We start from the raw sequence: 21,852 nt of genomic DNA, 5'->3' as shown, positions 1-21,852 counted from the left end.
GTTCACCCCCACAAGGCTGCAACTGGCGGATGCACGCCCGCCGCGTCATATTTCAATGGTTGCTCCCGGTCTTCGGCCAGAAGCAATGGCCCGTCAAGGTCCACAACAGCCGCACCCTGTGCGACCAGAACGGCAGGCGCCATGGCCAGCGATGAGCCAACCATGCAGCCCACCATCACGTCATATCCCTGCGCCAGTGCCGCCCGGCGAAGCTCCAACGCCTCGGTCAGCCCGCCGGTCTTGTCGAGCTTGATGTTCACCATGTCATACTTGCCCTTCAGCCCGGACAATGATGCACGGTCATGGCACGCCTCGTCAGCACAGACCGGCAGCACACGCTCCAGCTCTGCCAACGCCTCATCGGCCCCGGCAGGCAAAGGCTGCTCGACCATCTCGACCCCCAAGCGCACCAGAACCGGTGCCAGCGTCTTGTAGAGATCGGGCGTCCAACCTTCATTGGCATCCACGATGATGCGGGCCTCCGGCGCACCTGCGCGCACCGCTTCGATCCGCGCCACATCCACTTCGCCGCCGCCCAGCTTGGTCTTGAGAAGCGGACGATGCGCATTCTCGGCCGCCTGCGCACGCATGGCCTCCGGGGCTGCAAGCGACAGTGTATAGGCCGTGATCTGCGGACCCGGTGCGCTCAGCCCCGCCAATTCCCACACCCGCTTGCCCGCGCGCTTTGCTTCCATGTCCCACAAGGCACAATCCACCGCGTTGCGCGCCGCACCCGCTGGCAAAAGATCGGCCAGGGCCGCGCGATCGAAATGCTCCGGCAAACCCTCGATCTGCGCCGCGACGCTGTCCAATGTCTCGCCATAGCGGGCATAGGGCACACACTCGCCCCAGCCCTGCGCATCGCCATCGGACAGCCGCACGGTCAATACCTGCGCCTCTGTCCGAGACCCGCGCGCGATGGTGAATACCTGCGCAAGTTGAAACACATCCCGGCTTACCGCAACGCGCATGACCGCTCCTTCATTGTTCCCAAAATACTCCCGCCGGAGGCGTCCACCGCCCCGGCGAGAACAACATCAGATCGCTTCAAGCGCGTCCACCAGTTTGCCCGCACCAAAGCGGAACGGATCAGTCGCTGGCAAACCCATCTCCGCCTCGACCTTGGCAAGATAGTCCCGCGCCTCGGCTTCGCTCATGTTCTGCGTGTTGACGGAAATCCCGACGACCTTGCAGTCCGGGTTCGCCACCTGCGCCAGCGGAAGCGCCATATCGGCCACTTGCTGCAAACTCGGCAGTTGGTACTCCGGCAAGCCACGCATATGCGCCCGCGTCGGCTCGTGGCTGAGGATCAGCGCATCGGGTTGACCACCATGGATCAGCGCCATCGTCACCCCCGAATAGGACACGTGGAACAGGCTGCCCTGCCCCTCGATGATGTCCCAATGATCAGGATCGTTATCCGGCGTGAGATACTCGATGGACCCCGCCATGAAATCGGCGATCACCGCGTCCAGCGGCACACCGTCGCCGGTGATCAAAATGCCCGTCTGCCCGGTCGCGCGGAAGGTGGATTTCATGCCACGCTCGCGCATTTCGCGGTCGATGCACAGGCCTGTATACATTTTCCCGACAGAGCAATCGGTACCCACAGCCAGCACCCGCTTGCCTGTACGCTTTTTGCCATTGGCAATCGGATATTCGACAGCAGGCACACGCACGTCGAAAAGGTTGCGCCCGGTGGCTTCGGCCACAGCCACCAGATCGGGCTCGTCGCGCAGCAGGTTGTGCAGACCCGAGGCAAGGTCGAACCCTTCCTCAAGCGCCATCACCAACACCTTTTTCCAGGCCTGACTGATCACACCGCCCCGGTTGGCCACGCCGATCACCAGGGTCTTCGCACCGGCGGCTTTCGCCTCTTGCAGCGTCATGTCCGCAAGGCCTAGATCCGCCTTGCATCCGTCCATCCGGAACTGACCAACGGCATTATCGGGCCGCCAATCCTTGATGCCTTGGGCAACCTTGGCAGCCAACGGGTCCGGCGCATCGCCAAGAAACAGAAGGTACGGTGTCTGGATCATCTTTTCCCCCGGGAATCATTGTTTCCTCGGAGTATTTCCAACACCCGCCGCAATGGAATCTCAATTTACTGCAAACACCCCGGCGGAACGCTAAAATTTCCGACAGGACCATGATCTTGCGCAAGATTTGAGCGTGTGAGCGCGCCTTGTCAGGATACGCTGCGGATGCAAAATGCGCCTTGCGTACGGCCGCGCAATTTCCTAGCAGTTTAGACGAAGCACACGAAACAAAATTACCGAGGCCCCGAATGTCATTCCGCCTGCAACCCACACCTGTTGCCCGTCCGAACCGCTGCCAATTGTTTGGCCCCGGCTCGCGCCCCGCGATCTTCGAAAAGATGGCCGGTTCCGCCGCCGATGTGATCAACCTCGACCTTGAGGACAGCGTCGCCCCGTCGGACAAGGACAGCGCCCGCAAGAACATCATCGACGCGATTGGCGACATCGACTGGGGCAGCAAGACCCTGTCGGTGCGGATCAACGGCCTTGATACGCCCTACTGGTATCGTGACGTGGTCGACCTTCTGGAAAACGCGTCCGAGCGGCTTGACCAGATCATGATCCCCAAAGTCGGATGCGCCAGCGACATCTATGCGGTGGACGCGCTGGCCACGGCGGTGGAAACGGCGAAGGGCCGTTCCAAGAAGATCAGCTTCGAGGTCATCATCGAAAGCGCCGCAGGCATCGCCCATGTCGAAGAGATCGCAGCCGCCTCGCCGCGCCTGCAAGCCATGAGCCTTGGCGCGGCGGATTTCGCTGCCTCCATGGGGATGGCAACCACCGGCATCGGCGGCACGCAGGAAAACTACTACATGCTGCGCGAGGGCGAAAAGCACTGGTCCGACCCATGGCACTGGGCGCAAGCTGCGATTGTCGCGGCCTGCCGCACCCATGGCGTTCTGCCGGTGGACGGCCCGTTTGGCGATTTCTCCGACGATGAAGGCTTCCGTGCGCAGGCGCTGCGTTCGGCCACGCTGGGTATGGTCGGCAAATGGGCGATCCACCCCAAGCAAGTCGCGCTCGCGAACGAGGTTTTCACCCCGTCCGAAGCGGCTGTGACCGAAGCACGCGAAATCCTTGCCGCGATGGAAGAGGCAAAGGCCAAGGGCGAAGGCGCGACCGTCTACAAGGGCCGCCTTGTCGACATCGCGTCGATCAAGCAGGCCGAAGTGATCGTGCGCCAGTCCGAGATGATCTCCGGCTAAGCCGCGCTGCCAGCAAATTTCGGCGCAGGCGGTTCGCTGCCTGCGCCCCTGCCCCTAGTCCGGCCAGACTTTCTTGCCGTCGACGCCGGTTTCGGCCACCAGACCAAGGCGCTTGGCCTCATAGTAATAGCCGCGTGCATACCAGCGCACCGCCGCCGCCTCATCCCCGCCAGAGACCAGCCACGCCCCGCGCAAATAGCGCACCGCGTATTTCAGGTTCGTCTCTGCATCCAGAAGATCGGACGGCGCACCGCGAAAGCCCATGCTGCGTGCGGTTGCCGGCAGAATTTGCATCAACCCGTAATAGGGGCCGTTCCGCGCGCCGGGCTGATGGGTGCTTTCGCGCAGGATCACCCGCTGCACCAAGCTGACCGGCACGTCGTTGCGCGCTGCCGCCTCTTCGATCAACGCCCGCAGCGCAGGGGTCTCGTTGGGATATAACGGCACCGAAGTGGCAGATGGCGGATCGGACCGATCCCCATCCCCGCAGGCCGCGGCCAAGCCCAAGAGGGCGATTATGAACAGGGCTTTGAGGCATCGCATCATCATGCGCCCCCTTTGCCTCGCCCCGCTGAGCGCGCCAAGCCGTTTCGCGATCCCGCGCGGGTTCCCGCTTAGGACCGTTCGTCCTTGGGAGAGCCAAGGATCACATAGGTCGTGATCGACGCGACCATGGGCAGACTGCCCAAAACATCGGTGTGGAACGTCTTGTAGGCCTTCAGATCCGCGCATTCGACGCGCAGCAAGTATTCGATATTGCCGGTGATGTTATGGCATTCCACCACCTCCTCCACCGAGGCCATCGCCTGTTCAAACGCGGTCTGCGCAGCCTTGTTGTGCTGGCTAAGCCCCACGCCAAGATAGGCCGCAAAGCCGATCCCCAGCTTGTCGCGGCCCAGCCGCGCGCGATAGCCTTCGATGATGCCCTGCCGCTCCATCTCTTGTACGCGGCGCAGACAGGCAGAGGCAGACAGGCTCACCCGTTCGGCCAGTTCGATATTACTGATTCGCCCATGCGCCGTGAGGATGCGCAATATTTCGCGCGATTTTTCGTCCAATTCCGCCATTCATTGCCCGCCGACCAGTGATCGCCCAATCATTCGCAACCCCATTCGGCGGATTCAACAGCATTCTTTCACGCTATGAGCTATGGACTTCTTTCTGCGCTGGCGCTTTTCGCGTTCGTGTCCTCGATTACGCCGGGGCCGAATAACCTGATGTTGATGGCTTCCGGCGCGAATTTCGGCTTTCGTCGTTCCATCCCGCATATGCTGGGCATCGGCATCGGATTCACCGTGATGCTGATATTGGTGGGCGCGGGTCTGGTCCAATTGTTCGACGCATGGCCGCCCAGCTACCTGCTGCTGAAAACCCTGTCCGTCACTTATCTTCTGTGGCTCGCATGGAAAGTCGCAACTGCGGCGGGCCTGCGCGCGCAGAACGCCAAGGCGCGACCCATGACATTCCTGCAAGCCGCCGCGTTTCAATGGGTTAACCCCAAGGCATGGGCGATGGCGCTGTCGGCGATGACAACCTATGCGCCTGACCGATCCGTGGCGGCGGTGCTGGTGGTGGCTGCCGTGTTCGGCCTGATCAACCTGCCTTCGGTCTCCACCTGGACGATCATGGGCCAGCAGATGGCGCGCTGGCTGACCAACCCGCGCCGCCGGGTCGCGTTCAACGTCACCATGGCGGCGCTGCTGGTCGCCTCGCTCTACCCCGTTCTGCGGCACTGATTGCAGAGCGCGCCCGTCGCTGCCATATAGGCGGCAGCAATCGGGACGTTGAGGCAATGACACAGTACCTGGATTTCGAAAAACCGCTGGCCGAGATCGAAGGCAAAGCAGAGGAACTGCGCGCGATTGCGCGGGCCTCGGAAGAGGAAATGGATGTCTCGCAAGAGGCAGAGGCGCTGGACAAGAAAGCCTCCGCCCTGCTTGCGGATCTTTACAAGTCGCTGACACCGTGGCGCAAATGCCAGGTGGCGCGGCACCCGGATCGGCCACATTGCAAGGATTACATCAGCGCGCTCTTTACCGAATACACGCCGCTGGCCGGGGATCGGAACTTTGCCGACGATCACGCCGTCATGGGCGGTCTGGCCCGGTTCGAGGATCGTCCCGTCGTGGTGATCGGCCACGAAAAGGGCGACGACACGAAATCCCGCATCGAACGGAATTTCGGCATGGCGCGGCCCGAAGGATACCGCAAGGCCATCCGCCTGATGGATTTGGCGGATCGGTTTGGCCTGCCTGTGATCGCCTTGGTCGATACACCCGGCGCCTATCCCGGCAAGGGCGCGGAAGAACGGGGCCAGTCCGAAGCGATTGCCCGCTCGACCGAGAAATGCCTGCAATTGCGGGTGCCGATGGTATCGCTGATCATTGGTGAAGGCGGCTCTGGCGGGGCGGTGGCCTTTGCAACGGCGAACCGTGTCGCGATGCTGGAACATTCGATCTATTCCGTGATTTCACCGGAAGGCTGCGCGTCGATCCTGTGGAAGGATTCCGAAAAGATGCGCGAGGCGGCAGAGGCGCTGCGCCTTACCGCGCAGGATTTGCAAAAGCTGGGCGTGATCGACCGGATCGTTCCCGAACCGCTGGGCGGCGCGCATCGCAACCGGACCGCAACGCTGGATGCGGCACGGGACGCCATCGGAAAGCTGCTGGACGAATTGGTCGATCAGCCGCCCGAAGACTTGATGGCGAACCGCCGCCGCAAGTTCCTGGATATGGGACGTGGCGGACTGGCCGCTTAATCCTATGCCAATGATGTGAGAGGCCCCCGGCGACGGGGGCTGTTTTCTTGGCAAAGCACGGCGACTGCCCTGGCTGAGGTGGAAAAACCTTGGACGGATCAGGCGAAACGTGCTCCTCATGGCGTGACACGCAAAGAAAGCGCCCCAGATGAGCCCGCAGTCGCAGCATGTGGAAACGGTGGATATCAGCGCCTTGTTCGGCCCGCCCGGAAAGGCTCGGGAGGCTTGCGACGCCGCATTGTGGCAAGGGCTGAAACGGACCGGCGCGGTGGTGATCACCGGCTATCCTGATGCGGCGAAGGTCGATCAGCGTGCCCGAACCGGCTTGAAGATTTTTGATCTGAGCGATACGGCCAAGCGCGCGATCGCCTCGCGCGTGATGGTGCCGGGCAACCCCAATACCTATCGCGGGTTCTGGCCGCGCCGGGAAACCGGCCTGCTGCAAAATGAATTCTATGACGTCGGCCCCGAAACCCCTGCCCCCGGCCCGGATTTGCCGCAGATGGACATCTTCACCGAAGCGACCCCGTGGCCTGACCCGGAGCCAGCCCCCGGCTGGCGCGAGACCGTGCGCGCCCATTACGCGCATCTCAACCGGGTGGCGCAGGCGATGATCGTATCGATCGGTCGCTCTGCCGGGTTTGACGAGGCCGCGATCCGCGCGCGCTTTGACGGGGATCATTCGACGCTGCGCTTTCTCAGCTATCCCGCCGGGGCGACCTCGCCGCGGCAGGAACCCGATGGTGCGGTTGTGTCAGGCGGGCAGCATACGGACGAATCCGGGCTGTCGCTTCTGTGGCAAGCGCAGCCGGGGCTGCAAGCGCGGGGCCAGGACGGCGTGTTTCGGGATATCCCGATGGTGGAGAACGCGATTTCCGTGCATGTGGGCGGGGTGATGACCGGCTTGACCCGCGGCACCGTGCCCGCAACGCCGCACCGGGTGCTGGCCGGTGATGGCAGCGCGCGCCAATCGGTCGGGTTTTTCCTTGAACCGGCCCTAAGCGCCCCCGTCACCCCGGCGGATTACAGCGGCGAGACCAGCGCGCGCGAAACCTATGGCTGGCAATTGCTCGACACGTTCTCCAAGCGGGACATCTGGAAAGGCGTGGTGCACCCGCCCGAAAGCGCCGATTAACGCGCCAGCATCCGCAAGCCCTGCGTTACGTCGGACCGCACCGCAAGGCGCAGCCCCGGCTCATCGCCCGCACGCAGCGCCGCGATGATATGGCGGTGATATTGCGGCGGCTCGGTGCGACGCAACCGGCCATAAAGGCTGCGCATCGTCGGCCCCATTTGCAGCCACACAGTCTCTGTCATGGCCAGCATCGCGGGGGCTTGAGCGCGCAGATACAGCGTGCGGTGAAATTCCAGATTGGTGCGGATATAGCGGACCGCATCCCGGTGCGCGACGGCTTCGGCCACTTCGCCATTGATCGCCTGCAACCGCTCGATCAGCGCGATATGCGCGCGCGGCAAGGCACGAGAAGCCAGTTCAACCTCGATCAGCGCCCGAAGTGCGGCCAGTTCCTCGATTCGCTCGGCGGAGAGTTCCGGGGTCGATACTCGCCCGGAAGACGACAGCGACAAAGCGCCCTCCGCCACCAAGCGGCGCACGGCCTCGCGGGCGGGGGTCATGGACACACCGTATTCCTGACCGATCCCGCGCAGCGTCAGCGCCTGTCCGGGCAGGATATCCCCATGCATGATCCGGCTGCGCAGCCGCCGATACACCTGATCATGTGCCGCACTCGTCACGTTGGAGATATTGGGTTTCCGCGCCATTCGGAATTCGTGATCACAAAACGCGCAAAGGTCAACTGCCGCCGCGCATTCTGCCGAAATCAGAAGCGATACTGATGCAAACGATGCCCGTCGGCGCGCAACCAGCCCCGCGCCGCGTCATAATCGCCATAGATGCGCTGCACCGTATCCCAGAACGCCTTGGAGTGGTTCATCTCGGCCAGGTGCGCGACTTCATGTGCGGCGACATATGTCAGCACCTCGGCCGGGGCCATGATCAGCCGCCACGAATACATAAGCGCCCCCGCACTGCTGCACGATCCCCAGCGAGAGCGTGTGTCGCGCAAGGTGATCCGGCTGTATTCGCGGCCCAGCCGCTGCGCATATTGGTCCGACGCATAGGCAAGTTTGGACCGTGCGGTCTGCTTCAGCCACGCCTCCAGCTTGCGGCCCGCCTGATCGGGCGGCCCCGGAATGGCGATCTGGCTGTCCTGCAACACCACGCGCCGCCCCGCGCCCGGCACGATGTGGCGCATTTCCCCAAGGATTGGAATGTCAGACCCAATGCCCACCCCATGATGCGGGGCGGTTTCGGCCAGATGCTTGCGAATCCAGTCCGCCCGCGCCCCGGCAAAGGCGCGCGCCTCGGCCTCGCTTGCCCCACGCGGCAGGGTCAGCGTCACCCGGCCATCCATCCGCGACACGCGCAGCGTCATCCGCCGCGCCCTTGCGGACCGGCGAATTGTCACCTCGACGGGTGGTTCCCCTTGAAGAATCATGTTGCTCATCCCACCTGACCTGCGCGATAGGCTTTGACACTCTGCCCCCCATATGGCAGTTGGCCGGAATCGTCGACAAGACTGCCAAAGTTTTCAAGAGGGATTATCCATGCCCAAGGAAGAATGGGGCACCAAGCGTGTCTGCCCCACGACCGGTAAGCGGTTCTATGACCTGAATGCCGATCCGATCGTTAGCCCTTATACCGGCGAAGTGGTCGAATTGGACACAAGCAAATCCCGCATGATCGCCGCTGACGCGGAAGACGCGGCCACGGCCAAAACCCGTGCTGCATCTGACGGTGAGGATGTCGTGCTGGAAGATGATGACTCGGATGTCGATGTGGAGCTGGACGATGATCTGCTCGACGATGATGCAGATGACGACAACGTCTCGCTCGACGAAATCGCCGACGTCGCGTCCGAGGACGAAGAATCCTGAAAAACAGCGGCGGCGGGGGCGGAATTTCCGCTTGATCCCGCCGCCTGCGCAGCTTAATGAGCACTCCACGGAGCGATCCGTGACCAGAGAATGGGGCATTAGCTCAGCTGGGAGAGCGCCTGCATGGCATGCAGGAGGTCAGCGGTTCGATCCCGCTATGCTCCACCATTCTCACCCTCTCAGACACATGTTTAAACTACCCGTTTGGGCATGGGGACAGCGTCCCTGACGCAGCGTTGTGGCATTTGCACGTGGCCGCGCGGCCTGCGGGCGCTCAGATCTCTCCCAACAGCTTCCACCACAGGAAATCCAGCGGCAGCAGAATCAGAACCGTGATCACAAAGAGTGACAGGGTAATCTTCAGTAAAGGCCGGCTGCTTTCCCCGGCAAGCCCCATCGCAACGATCAGCGGTCCGACCTGATAGGGAAACAGGATGGTCGAAAAGCCGATCACCTGCGTCATCAGAATCGCGCCAGTCGAAAAGCCCGTTGTCTGGGCCAGTTCCAGTGCGAGCGGCGTCAACACGGCCGGCATTCCCGGCGCGGTCGTGAAGATGGCCGTGGCAATTCCCAGAAAGGACAGCGAGATGAAGTTCAGGAAATCGCTGCCCGCCTGGAACGGCAAGAACTGCAAGACAGCATGTGCGATGATATCGCCCAAGCCGCTGCTGTTCACCACGGTGCCAAGTGTCAGCGCCCCCGCGACGAACAGGATCATCGAGAAATCGACCGAAGTCTTGAAGACCGGCGGCGGCACGAATCCCAGTTGCGGCACCATCAGCACCAAGGATGCCGCCAGCCCTATCCAGGCCGCGTTGATCCCGTGAAGCTGATCCGTGGACCAAAAGCCCAATGTCACCAACAAGATCGCCAGAACCGCCAAGGGGTCGCGCTTTGACCCGGTAACGGGGGCGTGGTCCTGCACGGCCGCGCCGACGCGGGCGGGAAAGAACAGCAGCACCAGGCCGACGATGACTGCGGATTTCAGCAGGCCAAGCACCGGATAATGCAGCAGCAGATAGTCCGTATAGCTGAAATGCGCGCCCAGCGATTGCTCGGCCACGCCGGACAGGATGATGTTGGGGATGTTGGACGGAAGGATCGCAAAGCTGGGCATATTGGTGCCGATCGCGATAATAACGGCCACCCCCGTACGCCCCGGAGAGCCCTTTTCAAGGCCAAGCGTATCGGCCAGCGCCATGCCGATCGGCACGAGTACCGCCGCCCGCCCCAGCGAAGACGGCATCACGAAGCCCAAGGCCATGCCCAACACCATCAAGCCCCCGATCAGCGCGGCATAGCTTTTGGACAAATGCGGACGCGCCAGCGCCCCCATGCGCGCACCAAGCCCGGAATGCGTGATCGCCGCGCCGATGACGAAGCCCGCCACAACCAGCCAGATGGCCGTCGATGAGAAACTGGAGAACACCTCTTGCGGGGCGGACACTCCGGTGAGGATCAGCGCGACGAACAGGAAGGTAGACGCCACATAGCCCGGAACAAGCCCAGTCCCCCACAGTGCAAGCGTGATCAGCACGATTGCAAAGGTCATGCCCTGATCCGCCGTCATACCAACGGGATGCGCGATGGATGCCCAAACCGCCAGGACCAGCGAGAGGACAAAGACGGCTTCTTTGAAACGGAACATGGGGGGCCTCAACATCAGAGTTTGCCCAAGCCCTACCCCGGCGGGACACCCTGTGCTAGAACGACAAAATGCCAAATTATGTCGTTTTTCCGCCAAATCACCGCCTGCCGGTTGTCGCGTGGTCTGGCCCCATGCCGGGCGGAGACCAGTTCACCCCGCATAGCGACAGGGACATGGTGCTGTTTTGCTTTGACGGGCTGATGCGCGTTGAGGTCTCTCAGGACCGGTGGTTCATTCCCGACCGCTACGGGATATGGCTGCCGGCAAACACGACGCCCGTGGTCGAACCGGTGGGCCATATCGAATTTCAGGCGTTTCAACTGCACCCGAAGTTCGCCGATCGCATCGCGATGCCTGACCAACCGACTGTGTTGCGGGCGACGCCTCTCATTCGCGGGGTCGCGCGGCGCATGATGCAAACCGATCCCTTGCCGGATGCTGAAGCGCGACGGTTGGGCTGGGTCGTCCTGGACGAATTTGCCCGGCTGGAACGCCCCGACCTGCACCTGCCCGGCAGCCGTGATCCGCGTGTCGCCGCCGTCATGGCGCGCGTGATGGCCACCCCGCATGAGGCAAACAGCCTTGACCATTTGGCGCGCGTGACCGGCACAAGCGAACGCACGCTCAGCCGGCTTTTCCTACGGCAGACTGGACTGACATGGCGCGATTGGCGCGACAGGATGCGCTTCGTTCTGGCGCTTGAGGGGCTTCAACTGGGGCACAGCAGCACCTCGCTTGCTGCGACGCTGGGGTATTCAAGCCCATCGGCCTTTGTCGCGGCGTTCCGACGCCAAAGCGGCATGACGCCGACGGAATGGCGCCGTCGGGGCTGACACACCGTCTGATGGCGCCAGCCCATGCTATCGCACCCAATCTGCCCGTGCCTTCGCCTGCGATCACAAATCGGGTTTCACCGTCCCGTCCGCAAGCCAGCCATCCACCACGGCAAGCGCGGCGTCGGCAAATGCGGGGTCGTTGATGTGGCAGTCAAGCATCGTCAGCGTCGCCGGTGCCGTAATCGCCTTGCCCATCTCATCGACCATCGCGGCCAGCCCTTCTGGATCATGGGCGGGTTGCCCCTCGCGGTCCCATTCCTCGACGCCTTGCATGGGCATCAGCACATGCACCGGCCCCTTAGCTTGGGCCAGACGGCCGGCAATGTCGCGGACCAACGCGCGGCGCTCGTCCGGGGACAGGCCAGAGGATTTGATCAGCCGGTTATGGGCGTGGAAGGGACGGTCTGCATAGGCGTCAGGGATGTCCTGCCAGCCCGCGAAGTCGATCAGGTCCGTACATCCCGGCGCCACGATCTGCGGGATGCCAAGCGCGCCCGCATTTGTCAGACGGTCCGGACCGCCATTGACGACCGAGCCGACCATCAGATTGCCAAGTTCGGGCAACGCGAAATCCATGACGGCGGCGAAGTAGCCTTGCCGCGCCAAGGCCTCGAAGGCCATACCGCCCATGCCGGTGGCGTGAAACACGGCGACCTCAAAGCCCCGCGCTTGCAGCGGGTCGCGCAAGTGTTTCATGTATTTCAGGCAGGATGATCCAAGGCTCATCATGCCGATCACCGGACGATCCGCATTCGGTGTTTCAACCGCCTTCGCAGCGCCCAGCACCGCCCCGGCGGCCTGTGACAGAGAGGATTTGCAAACCGAGTTCAGCCCGTAAAGCCCACCGGCCCACAGGATCATCTGAATGTCGGGGCTAAGGCGGTCCGCCGGGATCAGAGGTGAGAAACTGACGGTGGACACCACGTATTTCGGCACGCCCAGTGGCAATGCCTGCGCACAATCCAGCGCCAAATCCGTGCCCATCGTCCCGCCAAGCGCCAGCATCGCTTCGATCCTGCCCTCGGCATAAAGCTGCGCCGTCAAGGCCGCCGCACCGCGCGCCATGATCTGCATGGCATGGTTTTCGTCGCCCGCATCCATGGCCTCCTGAATGGAGGCCCCGGCGGCTGCGGCCACGGCATGTTTCGACACATCCGCTGGCTGCGACGGATCGCCAAGCACACTCACATCCATTGACACCACCGCGCCGCCCTGCGCCCGAATACAGTCGCAAATATAGTGCAGTTCCTCGTCTTTAGTGTCGTAGGTGCCGATGACCAGAACGGTCTTTGTCATGCTCTATCCCCTCTGGCCGTTTCGCCCGCGCGCCAGCCACGCATTTCTTCGCCTTGCGGATCGCAACGCGGCCTCGCTCCGCCCAGAATGGCCTTCATGAAATCCAGCCACTGTGGCCCCCATCTGGTTCCAACGCCGAAATCGAAAGCGGTTCATTATTGTTACCGTCGGCACAATCAAATTGCGCAGCAGAAAAACTTCTGTCAACGAACAAGCTGTGATCCTTCATCGAAACCGGAAAACACCGTTGGAGTGCGCAAGAAAAGATGACGAAAACGGCAATGAGCACAGTCGATAAGGCGCTCGGATTGCTCCGGCATTTTTCGGTTCAAAGCCCCGAGCTTGGGCTGAGTGAGCTTTCCCGCCTCGCAGGGTACGACAAAACCACAACGCTCAGATGCCTGACCGCGCTGGAGCGAAACGGCTTCGTCGAACAGGATGCGCAAAGCCGGAAATACCGACTTGGGCTTGCGCCGATCAATCTGGCGCAGATCCGCGAACAGTCCTTTCCGGTGCAATCCGTGATCAAGCGGTATCTTGATGAACTGGCCGACGCACTGGGCGAAACGGCCCATGCCACGTTGATCACAGGTGACGCCTTGATCACCGCCGCCATCAGCGAGCCGGACCGGGCGCTGCGCGTCTATGTCGATCCGTCAGCGGAGTTGCCGGCACATGCCACGGCTTCGGGCATTGCGATCACGGCTTTCTCCTCCAAAGACAAGCAGGACGCGGTCGTGAACCGGCAGGATCACGCAGCCTTCACCAAACATACGCCGCAAAACGCGGGCGCGCTGAAAAAGCTGTTGGCCGAATGTCGCGCCACCGGCGTCAGCCATGCGCATGGCACGTTCGAAGACGATGTTATCGGCACCGCCGCCCCCATTTTCGGCCCCGCAGGCACGCCGATCGGCGCGATTGCGGTGGCCGCCGTGTCGATGCGGATGACCCCGGATCTGCAAAACCGAATTGACCAAGCCCTGCGCATTGCCGCGCAAGCGATCACCCGAGACCTTGGCGGCACGCTGCCGGGGCCGGACCAGCCACTAAAGGAGACCTTAGGATGAAAGACGGTAACTTTCTGAAGGAAAACAATGCCCGCCATATGTGGCACCCGATGGCGCACCCGGCGGACTCACTGACCAACCCGCCCGCGATCATCACCGGCGGCGAAGGCGTGCGCATCCGCGATGTGGATGGCCACGAAGCGGTCGATGCGGTTGGCGGGCTGTGGAACGTGAACCTTGGCTACTCCTGCGCGCCAGTGAAAGCGGCCATCGCCGCGCAGCTTGATGCCTTGCCGTATTATTCGACATTTCGGGGCACCTCGAACGATCAGGTGATCGAACTCAGCTACATGCTGCGCGATTTCTACGGCCCCGATGGGCTCAGCCGAGCGTTCTTTACCTCTGGCGGGTCGGACAGCGTCGAGATCTGCCTGCGCTTGGCGCGCCAATATCACAAGATACGCGGGGAGGCCGGGCGCACGAAGTATCTTTCGCTGAAAAAGGGCTATCACGGCACGCATACGGGCGGCGCTTCGGTCAATGGCAACGCCAACTTCCGCACCGCTTATGAACCCTTGATGCCCGGCTGTTTTCATATCCCGGCGCCCTACACCTATCGGAATCCGTTCAACGAAACCGATCCCGAAAAACTCGCCCAGCTTTGCCTGAACGCACTGGAGGACGAGATCGCCTTTCAAGGGGCCAGCACGATTGCCGCCTTCATCATGGAACCTGTTCTGGGCGCCGGTGGTGTGATCCCGCCACATGAAAGCTTTATGCCCGGCGTGCGCGAGATTTGTTCGCGCCACGGTATCCTGTTGATCGCCGATGAGGTCATCACCGCCTTTGGCCGTACCGGAAGTTGGACGGGATCACGCCACTGGGGCGTGCAGCCGGATTTCATGGCGACGGCAAAGGCGATCACCAATGGCTACTTCCCCTTCGGTGCGGCCATGATCGCCGATCATGTGGTCGAAACCTTTGAGAACGACAAAAGCGGCGCGGCCGCAATCGGGTCGGGATACACCTATTCCGGCCACCCGGTTGGCGCGGCCGCCGCTGTTGCCTGCCTCAAGGAAACGCTGCGCCTCAACGTCAAAGACAACGCCGCAGAGCGCGGGACAGAACTGTACGAAGGGTTGAAGCGTTTGGCTGAGAAACACGACATCATCGGAGATGTGCGCGGCGGTCACGGCCTGATGTGCGCCATTGAACTGGTCGCGGACCGGGCCAGCAAGAGGCCGATCGACAAGGCCACCGGCCTGAAGGTGCAAGACGTCGCCTATCAGAACGGCACGATGATCCGCGTGTCTGGTCCCAATATCATCCTGTCGCCGCCCCTGATCATTTCGAAAGAGGACATCGCGGTGATCCTTGACGGTCTGGATGCGGGGCTGTCGGCGGTCTGAACCGGCTTTGGGGCCAATCGCCCGCACGGCACATGGGCCGGGCTTCGTCACTGAGATGCCGCCCGGCCACGTATCACAATCCCATCGCGGCCATGCAGCGCGCGGCGCATCGGCAACCGGCCAGCGCGATGACCGGAATTAACCCGCGTCAGAGCAGCCCGATTGTGGTAGAATGAAAGGATTAATCGAAGACCTTTTTCATATGACGGAGTTACCATGTCCCAAATTTTATTTGGCTATGCCTTCACGCTTTTCACGGCCGTTATTGTCGTCGCCGGTGATTTCGCACTCAAGACCGCTGCCGATACAGGCCGCTCGATCTCGTCATTCTTCGTGATCGCCGGCGTCGTCTTCTACGCGGTTTCAGCGCTGTTCTGGTTCTATGCCATGCATCACGTCACGCTTGCACAAGCGGGCGTGGCCTATTCGATGCTGACGCTGCTGGCGCTCGCTCTGATCGGGGCCATCTGGTTCGGTGAACCGCTTTATGCGCGCGAATATGCGGGGCTCGGCTGCGCGCTTTTGTCCATGCTTCTGATGAGCCGCCTGGCGTGACCGCACGCAGTCCCGGCCCCCAAAAGCACGCTTTGGATCAGCCCGGCGCAACAATGCTGCGCGCCGGGCCCGTCCTTCAAGTTACTTGATCCACGCGTTCACGGTGTCCATGTTCGCTGCGACCCAGTTTTCGGCCACATCGCGCGGGTCTTCTTCGTCACGCCCGATTTGCAGAATCCACTGGTTCACCACGGCCGGATCAAGCTGCATCTGGCTGAGGAACTTCGCGACCGGCGGGTTCCGTTCTTCCAGCGACTTGGAATAGGCCACATAGATCATCGCGTCCGAACTTTCGCAGGCGAATTTCGATGTCTCCAGCCAGTCTTCGGCATCAAGGTTGTGATCCTCGCAGCCCTCGAACCGCGCGGGTTCTTCGATGGGCGAGATTTCATAAGCCGCATGCACCCATTCCGGGGTCCAGTAGTAGAACAGGATCGGCTGTTCGCGCTGGATCGAGGTCTTGAGCTGCGCCTTGAAGGTGGCGTCAGGCAGAACCTCGGCTTCCCACAACTCGGACAGGCCGTAATCCTTAAACTTCACCTGCCACATACGCGTGGATTTCCAGCCCGCATCCCCGGCCCAGTATTCGCCCTTGCCGTTGCCATCCTTGTCGAACATCGCGGCGATTTCGGGCTTTGCCAGATCCTCGATCGATTTGACCTTGTCGGCCATATAGGACGGCACATACATCTTCTGGGTGCCCAGATAGGGCTGGTTCACGCCAACGGTTTTGGCCCCGTCCACATATTCGTCCCAGACGCCCTGGCGGTTCGGCATCCACAGATCGGTATAGACATCCACCGATCCGTCCCCCTTATCCATCCCGGCGGCGATCACCGATCCGTCGCTCAGGCCAGAGACGATTTCTGCCTCCCCGCCCAGCGGCCCTTCGATCACGGCCTGGATCACGTGGCCAATGGCCCGCGCACCTGTCCATGTCAGATCGCCGATCTTCACGGTTTCCTGTGCCCATGCGCCGGACGCGGCGCAGATTGCGGTTGCTGTCAGCACTGTTTTCATCAGTTTCATAACATTCCTTTCTGTTGGACACGCAGCGCACGAGACGCTGCGCCTTTCTTATCGGCGAGTTTTATTCGCCTTCTGTACCACTCGGTCGATCATCATCGCCAAGAGTGCAATTCCGATACCGGCCAGGATGCCCCGCCCGGTTTCCGTGTTTTCAAGCGCTTCGGTCACGACATACCCCATGCCCCCCGCGCCGATCAGCGCGGCGATGACCACCATGGACAGGCTCATCATCACCACCTGGTTGATCCCGGCCATGATCGACGGCAGCGCCAGCGGCAGTTCCACCTTGGTCAGCAGTTGGCGCGGGTTGGCCCCGAAGGCGAGCGCCGCCTCCTTCGTGCTTTCCCCGACCTGCCGGATGCCAAGCGCCGTCAGGCGAACCATCGGCGGCATGGCAAAGATCATGGTGGCCAGAATGCCCGGCGGCTTCCCGATGGAGAAAAACGCAATCGCAGGCAGCAGGTAAACGAAGCTGGGGATCGTCTGCATCACATCGAGAATGGGCGTCATGATGGCATGACCGCGCTGCGATTTGCCGACCCAGATGCCAAGTGGCAACCCGATCACCACGCAGATGATCGACGCGGCAAGCACCAGCGACAGTGTGTCCATCGCGGTTTGCCAAAAGCCGAACAACGCCAGATAGATCAGCGAGGCCGCCACGAATATCGTTACCCGCGGCCCCGCCATCTTGTAGGCCATAAGCACAAGCACCCCCATCGTGATCGGCCACGGCGTACCCACCGTGACAGAGGATATGGCACTGAGCATTCCGCGCAGGAACTTGGTGATCCCGTCGAACAGGAAGCCATAGAACACGGTGACATAGGCAATGCTGTCATCAATCGCCTGACTGACATAGGTATTCAGGTTCACCGGCGGCGCGCCTTCGCGCGCGGGTTCCCGCTGCACGATGCGATTGCCATCCTCGTCACGGGGGAAGGTCACCTTGTCGGGCCGGTCGATCCAGAACAGCGTCGGGAATTCACCGATCACGGCGCAGTCGAACCGATCCTTGAAACCGACCTCTTCGCCTTGGGCAATCGCGCGGTTCTGCTTGATGCAGGTCCGTTCGTCCGGGGCGAATTGCGTGGTCCGGTAGATCATCAGCGGCACGATCAGCAGCACGATCAGCCCGGCCAGACCAAGGCGACTTCGGCGCAATCCGCTGTTCACGGAATGATCGACCCGCCAGCGTTCGTATTGGCGCGCGTATAGCCGGTCCGCGAGCCAGCCAAAAGCCAAGCGGCCAAGCACGAAGACGACGATTGCACCGATCAGGCTTGAATCGCTCCACCCCTCATAGCGGGCCACAAGAAAGTCCTTGTCCGCATTGTCGGCGGCGGCTTTGGAGTATTTGTAGACCAACGCCAGATTCACTGCGGCGATCAGGTCGATCACGAACGAAATCAGGAACAGCAGCCAACTGCCGCGCAGCGCCGCCCAGACAAAGCTGCCCAGCATCGCCGCGACGTTGATATGCCATCGGCCAAGTGCGTTCTTCTGAATTTTCAGGAACGTATCCGCGTAATAGGCGCCATTGGGCCCCGCGAAATCGAGGAACGGTTTACGAAGCTCTTGTTCGGTTGCCATGACCTTAAACCTCCCCCTTGATGCCGTGCAGAAGGGAGTCCTTCGTCACCACGCCCACCGGCTTGTCATCATCGACGATCACGATGGGGTTCTCTTGATCCACAGCCAGCGACACCAGCACATCCAGATTGTCCTCTGGCCCTGCTGTCGGGCAGGCGTCGATTGGCGGCAAGGTGCGCCCACCGGTCTCGTAGGCTTCGACCGGCTGCATCACGGTATGCGCGAAGACCAGCTTCAGCTTTGAAATTCCCGCGACGAAATCCGCGACATAGTCGTCGGCAGGCTTGGTCACGATCTCTTCTGGGGTGCCGGTCTGAACGATCTCGCCGTCTTTCATGATCGCGATACGGCTGCCCATTCGGATGGCCTCATCCAGATCGTGGGTGATGAACAGCGTCGTCTTCTTCATCGTCTTCGACAGCTCAAGAAACTCGTCCTGCAACCCACGGCGGATCAGGGGATCAAGCGCGCTGAACGGCTCATCCATCAGCAGGATATCCGGGTCCGCCGCCATGGCGCGGGCCAGACCCACGCGCTGTTGCATCCCGCCGGACAGTTCACTGGGCAGGCGGTCCCCGTAACCTTCCAGATGAACCAGTTCGATCACACGCTCCGCATGTTGCGCGCGGGTAAAGGCATCGACATTGCGCAGCTCCAGCGCGAAAGCCACGTTGTCGCGCACTGTGCGGTGCGGCAGCAGGGCCATGTTCTGAAACACCATCCCGATCTTGTCGGCGCGCAAAATCCGCAGTTCCTCGGCATTCAACTCACCGACATTCACACCGTTGATCAGGATTTCCCCGCCGGTAGGTTCGATCAGCCGGTTGATGTGGCGCACCAGCGTCGACTTGCCAGAGCCGGACAGGCCCATGATGCAGAACACCTCGCCCTCCCCGACAGAGATCGACACGTCCTTGACCCCGACCACCGCTTCGTAGCGTTCCAGCACTTCGGCCTTGGACAGTTTCTCCCGGCGGACGGCTTCCATCGCTTCCTCGGCCCGGTCGCCGAAGATTTTCCAGACATTCCGTGTGACGACGACGCCTTCCTTGTTCATATCACTCACGCGCGTGCCTTCTCTCTTTTGGGGTCAAGAAAGGGGAGATCGACCACTTTCGCGGCCAATCGCTTCATGTGGCCGTCCAGTTTGCCGACCTCCAGTTCCGCCCCTGGGGCGGCGTTTTCGACCGCGATGCGCGCCATGGCGATGGCATGGCCCATCTGGGGCGAATATGTACCGCTGGTTATGGTGCCGACCTGCTCGCGCCCGACGAAGATACCGTCGCCGTGATGGGGCACTTCGTTCCCTGCAAGGTGCAGACCGACAAGCTTGCGCCGGGTGGCGGCGGCGTTGCGCTCCAGCGCGGCGCGGCCAATGAAATCGGGCTTTTTGAAATCCACCGCGAAACCAAGCCCGGATTCCATCGCATCGGCATCTGGCCCGAACTCGGCCCCCGCAATCATCAGACCCGCTTCGATCCGCAGCATATCCAGCGCCTGACCGCCCATCGGGACCAGCCCTTCGGGCGCGCCAGCAGCCATGAGGCCATCCCAGATCGTCAGCGCATCGTCGCGGTCGCAAAACAGCTCATAGCCCAGTTCACCGGTAAAGCCGGACCGACACAGCATGAACATCGGCCCATCCCGATCGTGCAGACGCGCGATGGTGAAGCCGAACCATTTGAGGTTGTCGAGCGATGGGCGCGAGGGCTGGGTGAACACGACCTCGCGCAGAATATCCCGCGACTTCGGCCCTTGCAGCGCCAGATTGACCATCCGCCCCCCCAGCGACAGAACCCGCGCGTTCAGACCCAAGGCCTCGGCCTGTTCGCGCAAGTGCAGTGCTGAATGATCCGACCCGCAACACCAGCGGAACGCGGTATCTTCAAGGCGGAACAACGTGCCGTCATCCAGCACCGAACCGCGTGCGTCACACATCAATGCATAGAACCCCCGATGCACAGACAGCTTGGAGACATCCCGCGTCAGGCAGTGCTGCAGCAGCGCGACGGCATCGGGTCCGACGATGTCGAACTTGCGCAGTCCGGACATATCCTGAAGCGTCGCGGCCTTCTTGCAGGCCCAGTATTCTTCGACCGCGCCGGTGGCGTCGAAATGGGCCGGCATCCAGAGATCGCGCGCGACATGATAAGAGGATGTCAGCTTCGAGGTTCTGGGATGAAACGCGGAATGGGCGGTCATTTTCGCGGCATCCTCGGGGTTGGCGCGCCATGCGACGGCATGCGTGATGGTGCTGGTTTCTTCGTAAATGCGGATGTGGATATCGGTAGGATTCCAACCATTGATCGGGTCCACATCATCCGGGCAGGCGGTTGAGACGCAGACCAGATCGCTCATCGCCTGCATCGCGACGTAATCCCCGGGCCGGGACCACGCTTCGTCGCTGGCGATGGCATGGTCAGCCGGAGCGATCCACGAATTGAAGAACAGGTTGATGGCAGGCCACGCCGCCCGGCGCCCGATGCCATAAGGCGCGAACGCATCTGAGATGTTGTCCGAGCAGTTGAGATGTCCGGGAAAACCGCGCTCCTCGTACCCGCGCGCGGTGCAGGCCAGCGCAAAGGTATCATGCCGTCCGACTGTATCTTGCCGCACCGCCAGCAGCGGACGAATGTCCTGATCATAGAACTTGTCGTGCAGACCCGGCAGCGGATAGGCGCTGCGCGCCATGGTGCGCGATACGGTGGAGTCGATGAACCGCTCCACCCCCTTGTCCAGCGCCTCGGAACGCATGGCCATGAAGTCAGAGCATTGCTGCCCCTCAACATCGATGATCTGGACGAATTGGCCCTTCTGCAACTCATAGGCCGTCGCCGTGCCACGCGGGATGCGCCATTCGTCCACGACTTTGCCCAACGGGTCGGGCAGACTGATGTCGTTGGCGGCCACGTCCGGCAGCTTGATCTCCACACGGAATGCGCCGCCGCCGCCGGTTTCGATAAAGCCGGGGCGCACGGGCGCGGCAACGAAAATCCGGGCAGCCTGTGGCATCCGAAAGATGTGGCTTTCGCCCGCCGCAGTCATCGGATCGAAGATCAAAAGCCCTCGTGCATCGGCAAGCGCGCCGCCGCGGGCATTGGTCAAAGCCTCCAGCATCCGGCTATCAAAGCCGGAACTGTCCAGCGGGATGGACGCCGCCGCCGACCCCTCAAGCGTCGTGACGCCCAAAGTGGCGGCGTCATCGGCCAGGGCCGTCACCCACGCCTGTGCCCCGCCGTCAATCTGGGTGATCGCCACAACGGCCCCCGCAGGCACGCGCAGGCTTTCCACTGCGCCATAGCCCACATCGGCGCGCAGGACGTTCGGCTGAAGCAGACCCGCATAGCGGCTGGTAAGGCCGGGCTGTGCTGAAACTCTGTTCAGCATGGGATGTGCGATATCGTCGGCATTTCTTCCCGAATCTCCGCATTGACCGCCCATGTAACCGGTTACATGGGCGGTCTGGACCTATTCAATTGACGCACCAAGAAACCACTGAGTTGACATGTAACCGGTTTC

21 protein-coding genes and 1 tRNA gene are annotated in these 21,852 nt (G+C 61.9%); 10 read left to right on the top strand and 12 right to left on the bottom strand.

Annotated features, from left to right (window positions below; genetic code table 11):
- Positions 1–2: 2 nt before the first annotated feature.
- Complete coding sequence (gene dgcA / locus E4Z66_RS07580) at positions 3–971, bottom strand: N-acetyl-D-Glu racemase DgcA (RefSeq protein WP_136462397.1); 969 nt, start codon at positions 969–971, stop codon at positions 3–5.
- A gap of 66 nt (positions 972–1,037) precedes the next feature.
- A complete protein-coding gene (dgcN, locus tag E4Z66_RS07575; protein WP_136462396.1) occupies positions 1,038–2,039 on the bottom strand; it encodes an N-acetyltransferase DgcN in 1,002 nt (333 codons plus the stop codon).
- 248 nt (positions 2,040–2,287) lie between these two features.
- Between dgcN and E4Z66_RS07570 the strand changes: the two genes are divergently transcribed.
- The gene (locus E4Z66_RS07570; protein ID WP_136462395.1) at positions 2,288–3,244 is read left to right on the top strand and encodes an L-malyl-CoA/beta-methylmalyl-CoA lyase; all 957 of its coding nucleotides are present in this window, start codon (positions 2,288–2,290) and stop codon (positions 3,242–3,244) included.
- A 54-nt stretch (positions 3,245–3,298) separates the two neighbouring features.
- Here the strand turns inward: E4Z66_RS07570 and E4Z66_RS07565 are convergent, their stop codons facing one another.
- Both E4Z66_RS07565 and E4Z66_RS07560 read right to left on the bottom strand, forming a co-directional pair.
- Positions 3,299–3,787 carry a lytic transglycosylase domain-containing protein gene (locus E4Z66_RS07565; protein WP_136463057.1) on the bottom strand — a complete coding sequence of 163 codons (489 nt, stop codon included), beginning with the start codon at positions 3,785–3,787 and terminating at the stop codon, positions 3,299–3,301.
- Positions 3,788–3,858: 71 nt separating this feature from the next.
- The gene (locus E4Z66_RS07560) at positions 3,859–4,311 is read right to left on the bottom strand and encodes an Lrp/AsnC family transcriptional regulator (RefSeq protein ID WP_136462394.1); all 453 of its coding nucleotides are present in this window, start codon (positions 4,309–4,311) and stop codon (positions 3,859–3,861) included.
- 75 nt (positions 4,312–4,386) lie between these two features.
- Between E4Z66_RS07560 and E4Z66_RS07555 the strand changes: the two genes are divergently transcribed.
- From E4Z66_RS07555 to E4Z66_RS07545, 3 genes are all read left to right on the top strand, one after another.
- Positions 4,387–4,980, top strand: a complete 594-nt coding sequence (locus E4Z66_RS07555) for a LysE family translocator (protein WP_136462393.1) — start codon at positions 4,387–4,389, stop codon at positions 4,978–4,980.
- Positions 4,981–5,036: 56 nt separating this feature from the next.
- Positions 5,037–6,002, top strand: coding sequence for an acetyl-CoA carboxylase carboxyltransferase subunit alpha (locus tag E4Z66_RS07550; protein ID WP_136462392.1), 966 nt, complete (start codon positions 5,037–5,039; stop codon positions 6,000–6,002).
- Positions 6,003–6,150: 148 nt separating this feature from the next.
- Positions 6,151–7,137, top strand: coding sequence for a 2OG-Fe(II) oxygenase family protein (locus E4Z66_RS07545; protein ID WP_136462391.1), 987 nt, complete (start codon positions 6,151–6,153; stop codon positions 7,135–7,137).
- On the opposite strand, the gene E4Z66_RS07540 is transcribed toward E4Z66_RS07545, so the two are convergent.
- Positions 7,134–7,784 (bottom strand): GntR family transcriptional regulator, encoded by a 651-nt coding sequence (locus E4Z66_RS07540; RefSeq protein WP_136462390.1) that lies wholly within the window; start codon positions 7,782–7,784, stop codon positions 7,134–7,136. The genes E4Z66_RS07545 and E4Z66_RS07540 overlap by 4 nt on opposite strands.
- A gap of 59 nt (positions 7,785–7,843) precedes the next feature.
- Positions 7,844–8,530 (bottom strand): M48 family metallopeptidase, encoded by a 687-nt coding sequence (locus tag E4Z66_RS07535; RefSeq protein WP_136462389.1) that lies wholly within the window; start codon positions 8,528–8,530, stop codon positions 7,844–7,846.
- A gap of 100 nt (positions 8,531–8,630) precedes the next feature.
- Between E4Z66_RS07535 and E4Z66_RS07530 the strand changes: the two genes are divergently transcribed.
- Together E4Z66_RS07530 and E4Z66_RS07525 are read left to right on the top strand one after the other, a co-directional pair.
- On the top strand, positions 8,631–8,960 hold the full coding sequence (locus E4Z66_RS07530) for a TIGR02300 family protein (RefSeq protein WP_136462388.1): 330 nt from the start codon (positions 8,631–8,633) through the stop codon (positions 8,958–8,960).
- A 92-nt stretch (positions 8,961–9,052) separates the two neighbouring features.
- A tRNA-Ala gene (locus E4Z66_RS07525) sits at positions 9,053–9,128 on the top strand.
- A gap of 106 nt (positions 9,129–9,234) precedes the next feature.
- Here E4Z66_RS07525 and E4Z66_RS07520 read toward each other — a convergent pair.
- On the bottom strand, positions 9,235–10,608 hold the full coding sequence (locus E4Z66_RS07520; RefSeq protein ID WP_211097125.1) for an SLC13 family permease: 1,374 nt from the start codon (positions 10,606–10,608) through the stop codon (positions 9,235–9,237).
- A gap of 131 nt (positions 10,609–10,739) precedes the next feature.
- Between E4Z66_RS07520 and E4Z66_RS07515 the strand changes: the two genes are divergently transcribed.
- The gene (locus E4Z66_RS07515) at positions 10,740–11,441 is read left to right on the top strand and encodes an AraC family transcriptional regulator (protein ID WP_168797746.1); all 702 of its coding nucleotides are present in this window, start codon (positions 10,740–10,742) and stop codon (positions 11,439–11,441) included.
- 63 nt (positions 11,442–11,504) lie between these two features.
- Here E4Z66_RS07515 and E4Z66_RS07510 read toward each other — a convergent pair whose 3' ends face one another.
- Positions 11,505–12,740 carry a Tm-1-like ATP-binding domain-containing protein gene (locus tag E4Z66_RS07510; protein ID WP_136462385.1) on the bottom strand — a complete coding sequence of 412 codons (1,236 nt, stop codon included), beginning with the start codon at positions 12,738–12,740 and terminating at the stop codon, positions 11,505–11,507.
- Between the two features lie 281 nt (positions 12,741–13,021).
- Between E4Z66_RS07510 and E4Z66_RS07505 the strand changes: the two genes are divergently transcribed.
- The 3 genes from E4Z66_RS07505 to E4Z66_RS07495 all read left to right on the top strand — a co-directional run bounded on the left by E4Z66_RS07505 (position 13,022) and on the right by E4Z66_RS07495 (position 15,711).
- On the top strand, positions 13,022–13,807 hold the full coding sequence (locus E4Z66_RS07505; RefSeq protein WP_168797745.1) for an IclR family transcriptional regulator: 786 nt from the start codon (positions 13,022–13,024) through the stop codon (positions 13,805–13,807).
- A complete protein-coding gene (locus tag E4Z66_RS07500) occupies positions 13,804–15,156 on the top strand; it encodes an aspartate aminotransferase family protein (RefSeq protein WP_136462383.1) in 1,353 nt (450 codons plus the stop codon). The genes E4Z66_RS07505 and E4Z66_RS07500 overlap by 4 nt, the downstream gene beginning before the upstream one ends.
- Before the next feature lie 216 nt (positions 15,157–15,372).
- The gene (locus E4Z66_RS07495) at positions 15,373–15,711 is read left to right on the top strand and encodes a DMT family transporter (protein WP_136462382.1); all 339 of its coding nucleotides are present in this window, start codon (positions 15,373–15,375) and stop codon (positions 15,709–15,711) included.
- Between the two features lie 81 nt (positions 15,712–15,792).
- Here the strand turns inward: E4Z66_RS07495 and E4Z66_RS07490 are convergent, their stop codons facing one another.
- The 4 genes from E4Z66_RS07490 to E4Z66_RS07475 are packed head-to-tail and all read right to left on the bottom strand — an operon-like array spanning position 15,793 to position 21,720.
- Positions 15,793–16,740 carry an ABC transporter substrate-binding protein gene (locus E4Z66_RS07490; RefSeq protein ID WP_136462381.1) on the bottom strand — a complete coding sequence of 316 codons (948 nt, stop codon included), beginning with the start codon at positions 16,738–16,740 and terminating at the stop codon, positions 15,793–15,795.
- A gap of 48 nt (positions 16,741–16,788) precedes the next feature.
- Positions 16,789–18,333 carry an ABC transporter permease gene (locus tag E4Z66_RS07485; RefSeq protein WP_136462380.1) on the bottom strand — a complete coding sequence of 515 codons (1,545 nt, stop codon included), beginning with the start codon at positions 18,331–18,333 and terminating at the stop codon, positions 16,789–16,791.
- Between the two features lie 4 nt (positions 18,334–18,337).
- Positions 18,338–19,390, bottom strand: coding sequence for a quaternary amine ABC transporter ATP-binding protein (locus E4Z66_RS07480; protein WP_136463056.1), 1,053 nt, complete (start codon positions 19,388–19,390; stop codon positions 18,338–18,340).
- A gap of 5 nt (positions 19,391–19,395) precedes the next feature.
- Positions 19,396–21,720, bottom strand: coding sequence for a DUF1989 domain-containing protein (locus E4Z66_RS07475; protein WP_136462379.1), 2,325 nt, complete (start codon positions 21,718–21,720; stop codon positions 19,396–19,398).
- Between the last annotated feature and the right edge of the window lie 132 nt (positions 21,721–21,852).

Origin of the sequence: Aliishimia ponticola (assembly GCF_004803475.1) — a bacterium.
Lineage (GTDB): Bacteria > Pseudomonadota > Alphaproteobacteria > Rhodobacterales > Rhodobacteraceae > Aliishimia > Aliishimia ponticola.
This window is presented reverse-complemented; position numbering and strand designations above follow the sequence as displayed.

What these genes read in the sequence shown, in the direction of transcription:
- dgcA (WP_136462397.1), bottom strand. Translation starts at nt 971, where the DNA reads ATGCGCGTTGCGGTAAGCCGGGATGTGTTTCAACTTGCGCAGGTATTC.
- dgcN (WP_136462396.1), bottom strand. Translation starts at nt 2,039, where the DNA reads ATGATCCAGACACCGTACCTTCTGTTTCTTGGCGATGCGCCGGACCCG.
- E4Z66_RS07570 (WP_136462395.1), top strand. Translation starts at nt 2,288, where the DNA reads ATGTCATTCCGCCTGCAACCCACACCTGTTGCCCGTCCGAACCGCTGC.
- E4Z66_RS07565 (WP_136463057.1), bottom strand. Translation starts at nt 3,787, where the DNA reads ATGCGATGCCTCAAAGCCCTGTTCATAATCGCCCTCTTGGGCTTGGCC.
- E4Z66_RS07560 (WP_136462394.1), bottom strand. Translation starts at nt 4,311, where the DNA reads ATGGCGGAATTGGACGAAAAATCGCGCGAAATATTGCGCATCCTCACG.
- E4Z66_RS07555 (WP_136462393.1), top strand. Translation starts at nt 4,387, where the DNA reads ATGAGCTATGGACTTCTTTCTGCGCTGGCGCTTTTCGCGTTCGTGTCC.
- E4Z66_RS07550 (WP_136462392.1), top strand. Translation starts at nt 5,037, where the DNA reads ATGACACAGTACCTGGATTTCGAAAAACCGCTGGCCGAGATCGAAGGC.
- E4Z66_RS07545 (WP_136462391.1), top strand. Translation starts at nt 6,151, where the DNA reads ATGAGCCCGCAGTCGCAGCATGTGGAAACGGTGGATATCAGCGCCTTG.
- E4Z66_RS07540 (WP_136462390.1), bottom strand. Translation starts at nt 7,784, where the DNA reads ATGGCGCGGAAACCCAATATCTCCAACGTGACGAGTGCGGCACATGAT.
- E4Z66_RS07535 (WP_136462389.1), bottom strand. Translation starts at nt 8,530, where the DNA reads ATGAGCAACATGATTCTTCAAGGGGAACCACCCGTCGAGGTGACAATT.
- E4Z66_RS07530 (WP_136462388.1), top strand. Translation starts at nt 8,631, where the DNA reads ATGCCCAAGGAAGAATGGGGCACCAAGCGTGTCTGCCCCACGACCGGT.
- E4Z66_RS07520 (WP_211097125.1), bottom strand. Translation starts at nt 10,608, where the DNA reads ATGTTCCGTTTCAAAGAAGCCGTCTTTGTCCTCTCGCTGGTCCTGGCG.
- E4Z66_RS07515 (WP_168797746.1), top strand. Translation starts at nt 10,740, where the DNA reads ATGCCGGGCGGAGACCAGTTCACCCCGCATAGCGACAGGGACATGGTG.
- E4Z66_RS07510 (WP_136462385.1), bottom strand. Translation starts at nt 12,740, where the DNA reads ATGACAAAGACCGTTCTGGTCATCGGCACCTACGACACTAAAGACGAG.
- E4Z66_RS07505 (WP_168797745.1), top strand. Translation starts at nt 13,022, where the DNA reads ATGAGCACAGTCGATAAGGCGCTCGGATTGCTCCGGCATTTTTCGGTT.
- E4Z66_RS07500 (WP_136462383.1), top strand. Translation starts at nt 13,804, where the DNA reads ATGAAAGACGGTAACTTTCTGAAGGAAAACAATGCCCGCCATATGTGG.
- E4Z66_RS07495 (WP_136462382.1), top strand. Translation starts at nt 15,373, where the DNA reads ATGTCCCAAATTTTATTTGGCTATGCCTTCACGCTTTTCACGGCCGTT.
- E4Z66_RS07490 (WP_136462381.1), bottom strand. Translation starts at nt 16,740, where the DNA reads ATGAAACTGATGAAAACAGTGCTGACAGCAACCGCAATCTGCGCCGCG.
- E4Z66_RS07485 (WP_136462380.1), bottom strand. Translation starts at nt 18,333, where the DNA reads ATGGCAACCGAACAAGAGCTTCGTAAACCGTTCCTCGATTTCGCGGGG.
- E4Z66_RS07480 (WP_136463056.1), bottom strand. Translation starts at nt 19,390, where the DNA reads ATGAACAAGGAAGGCGTCGTCGTCACACGGAATGTCTGGAAAATCTTC.
- E4Z66_RS07475 (WP_136462379.1), bottom strand. Translation starts at nt 21,720, where the DNA reads ATGCTGAACAGAGTTTCAGCACAGCCCGGCCTTACCAGCCGCTATGCG.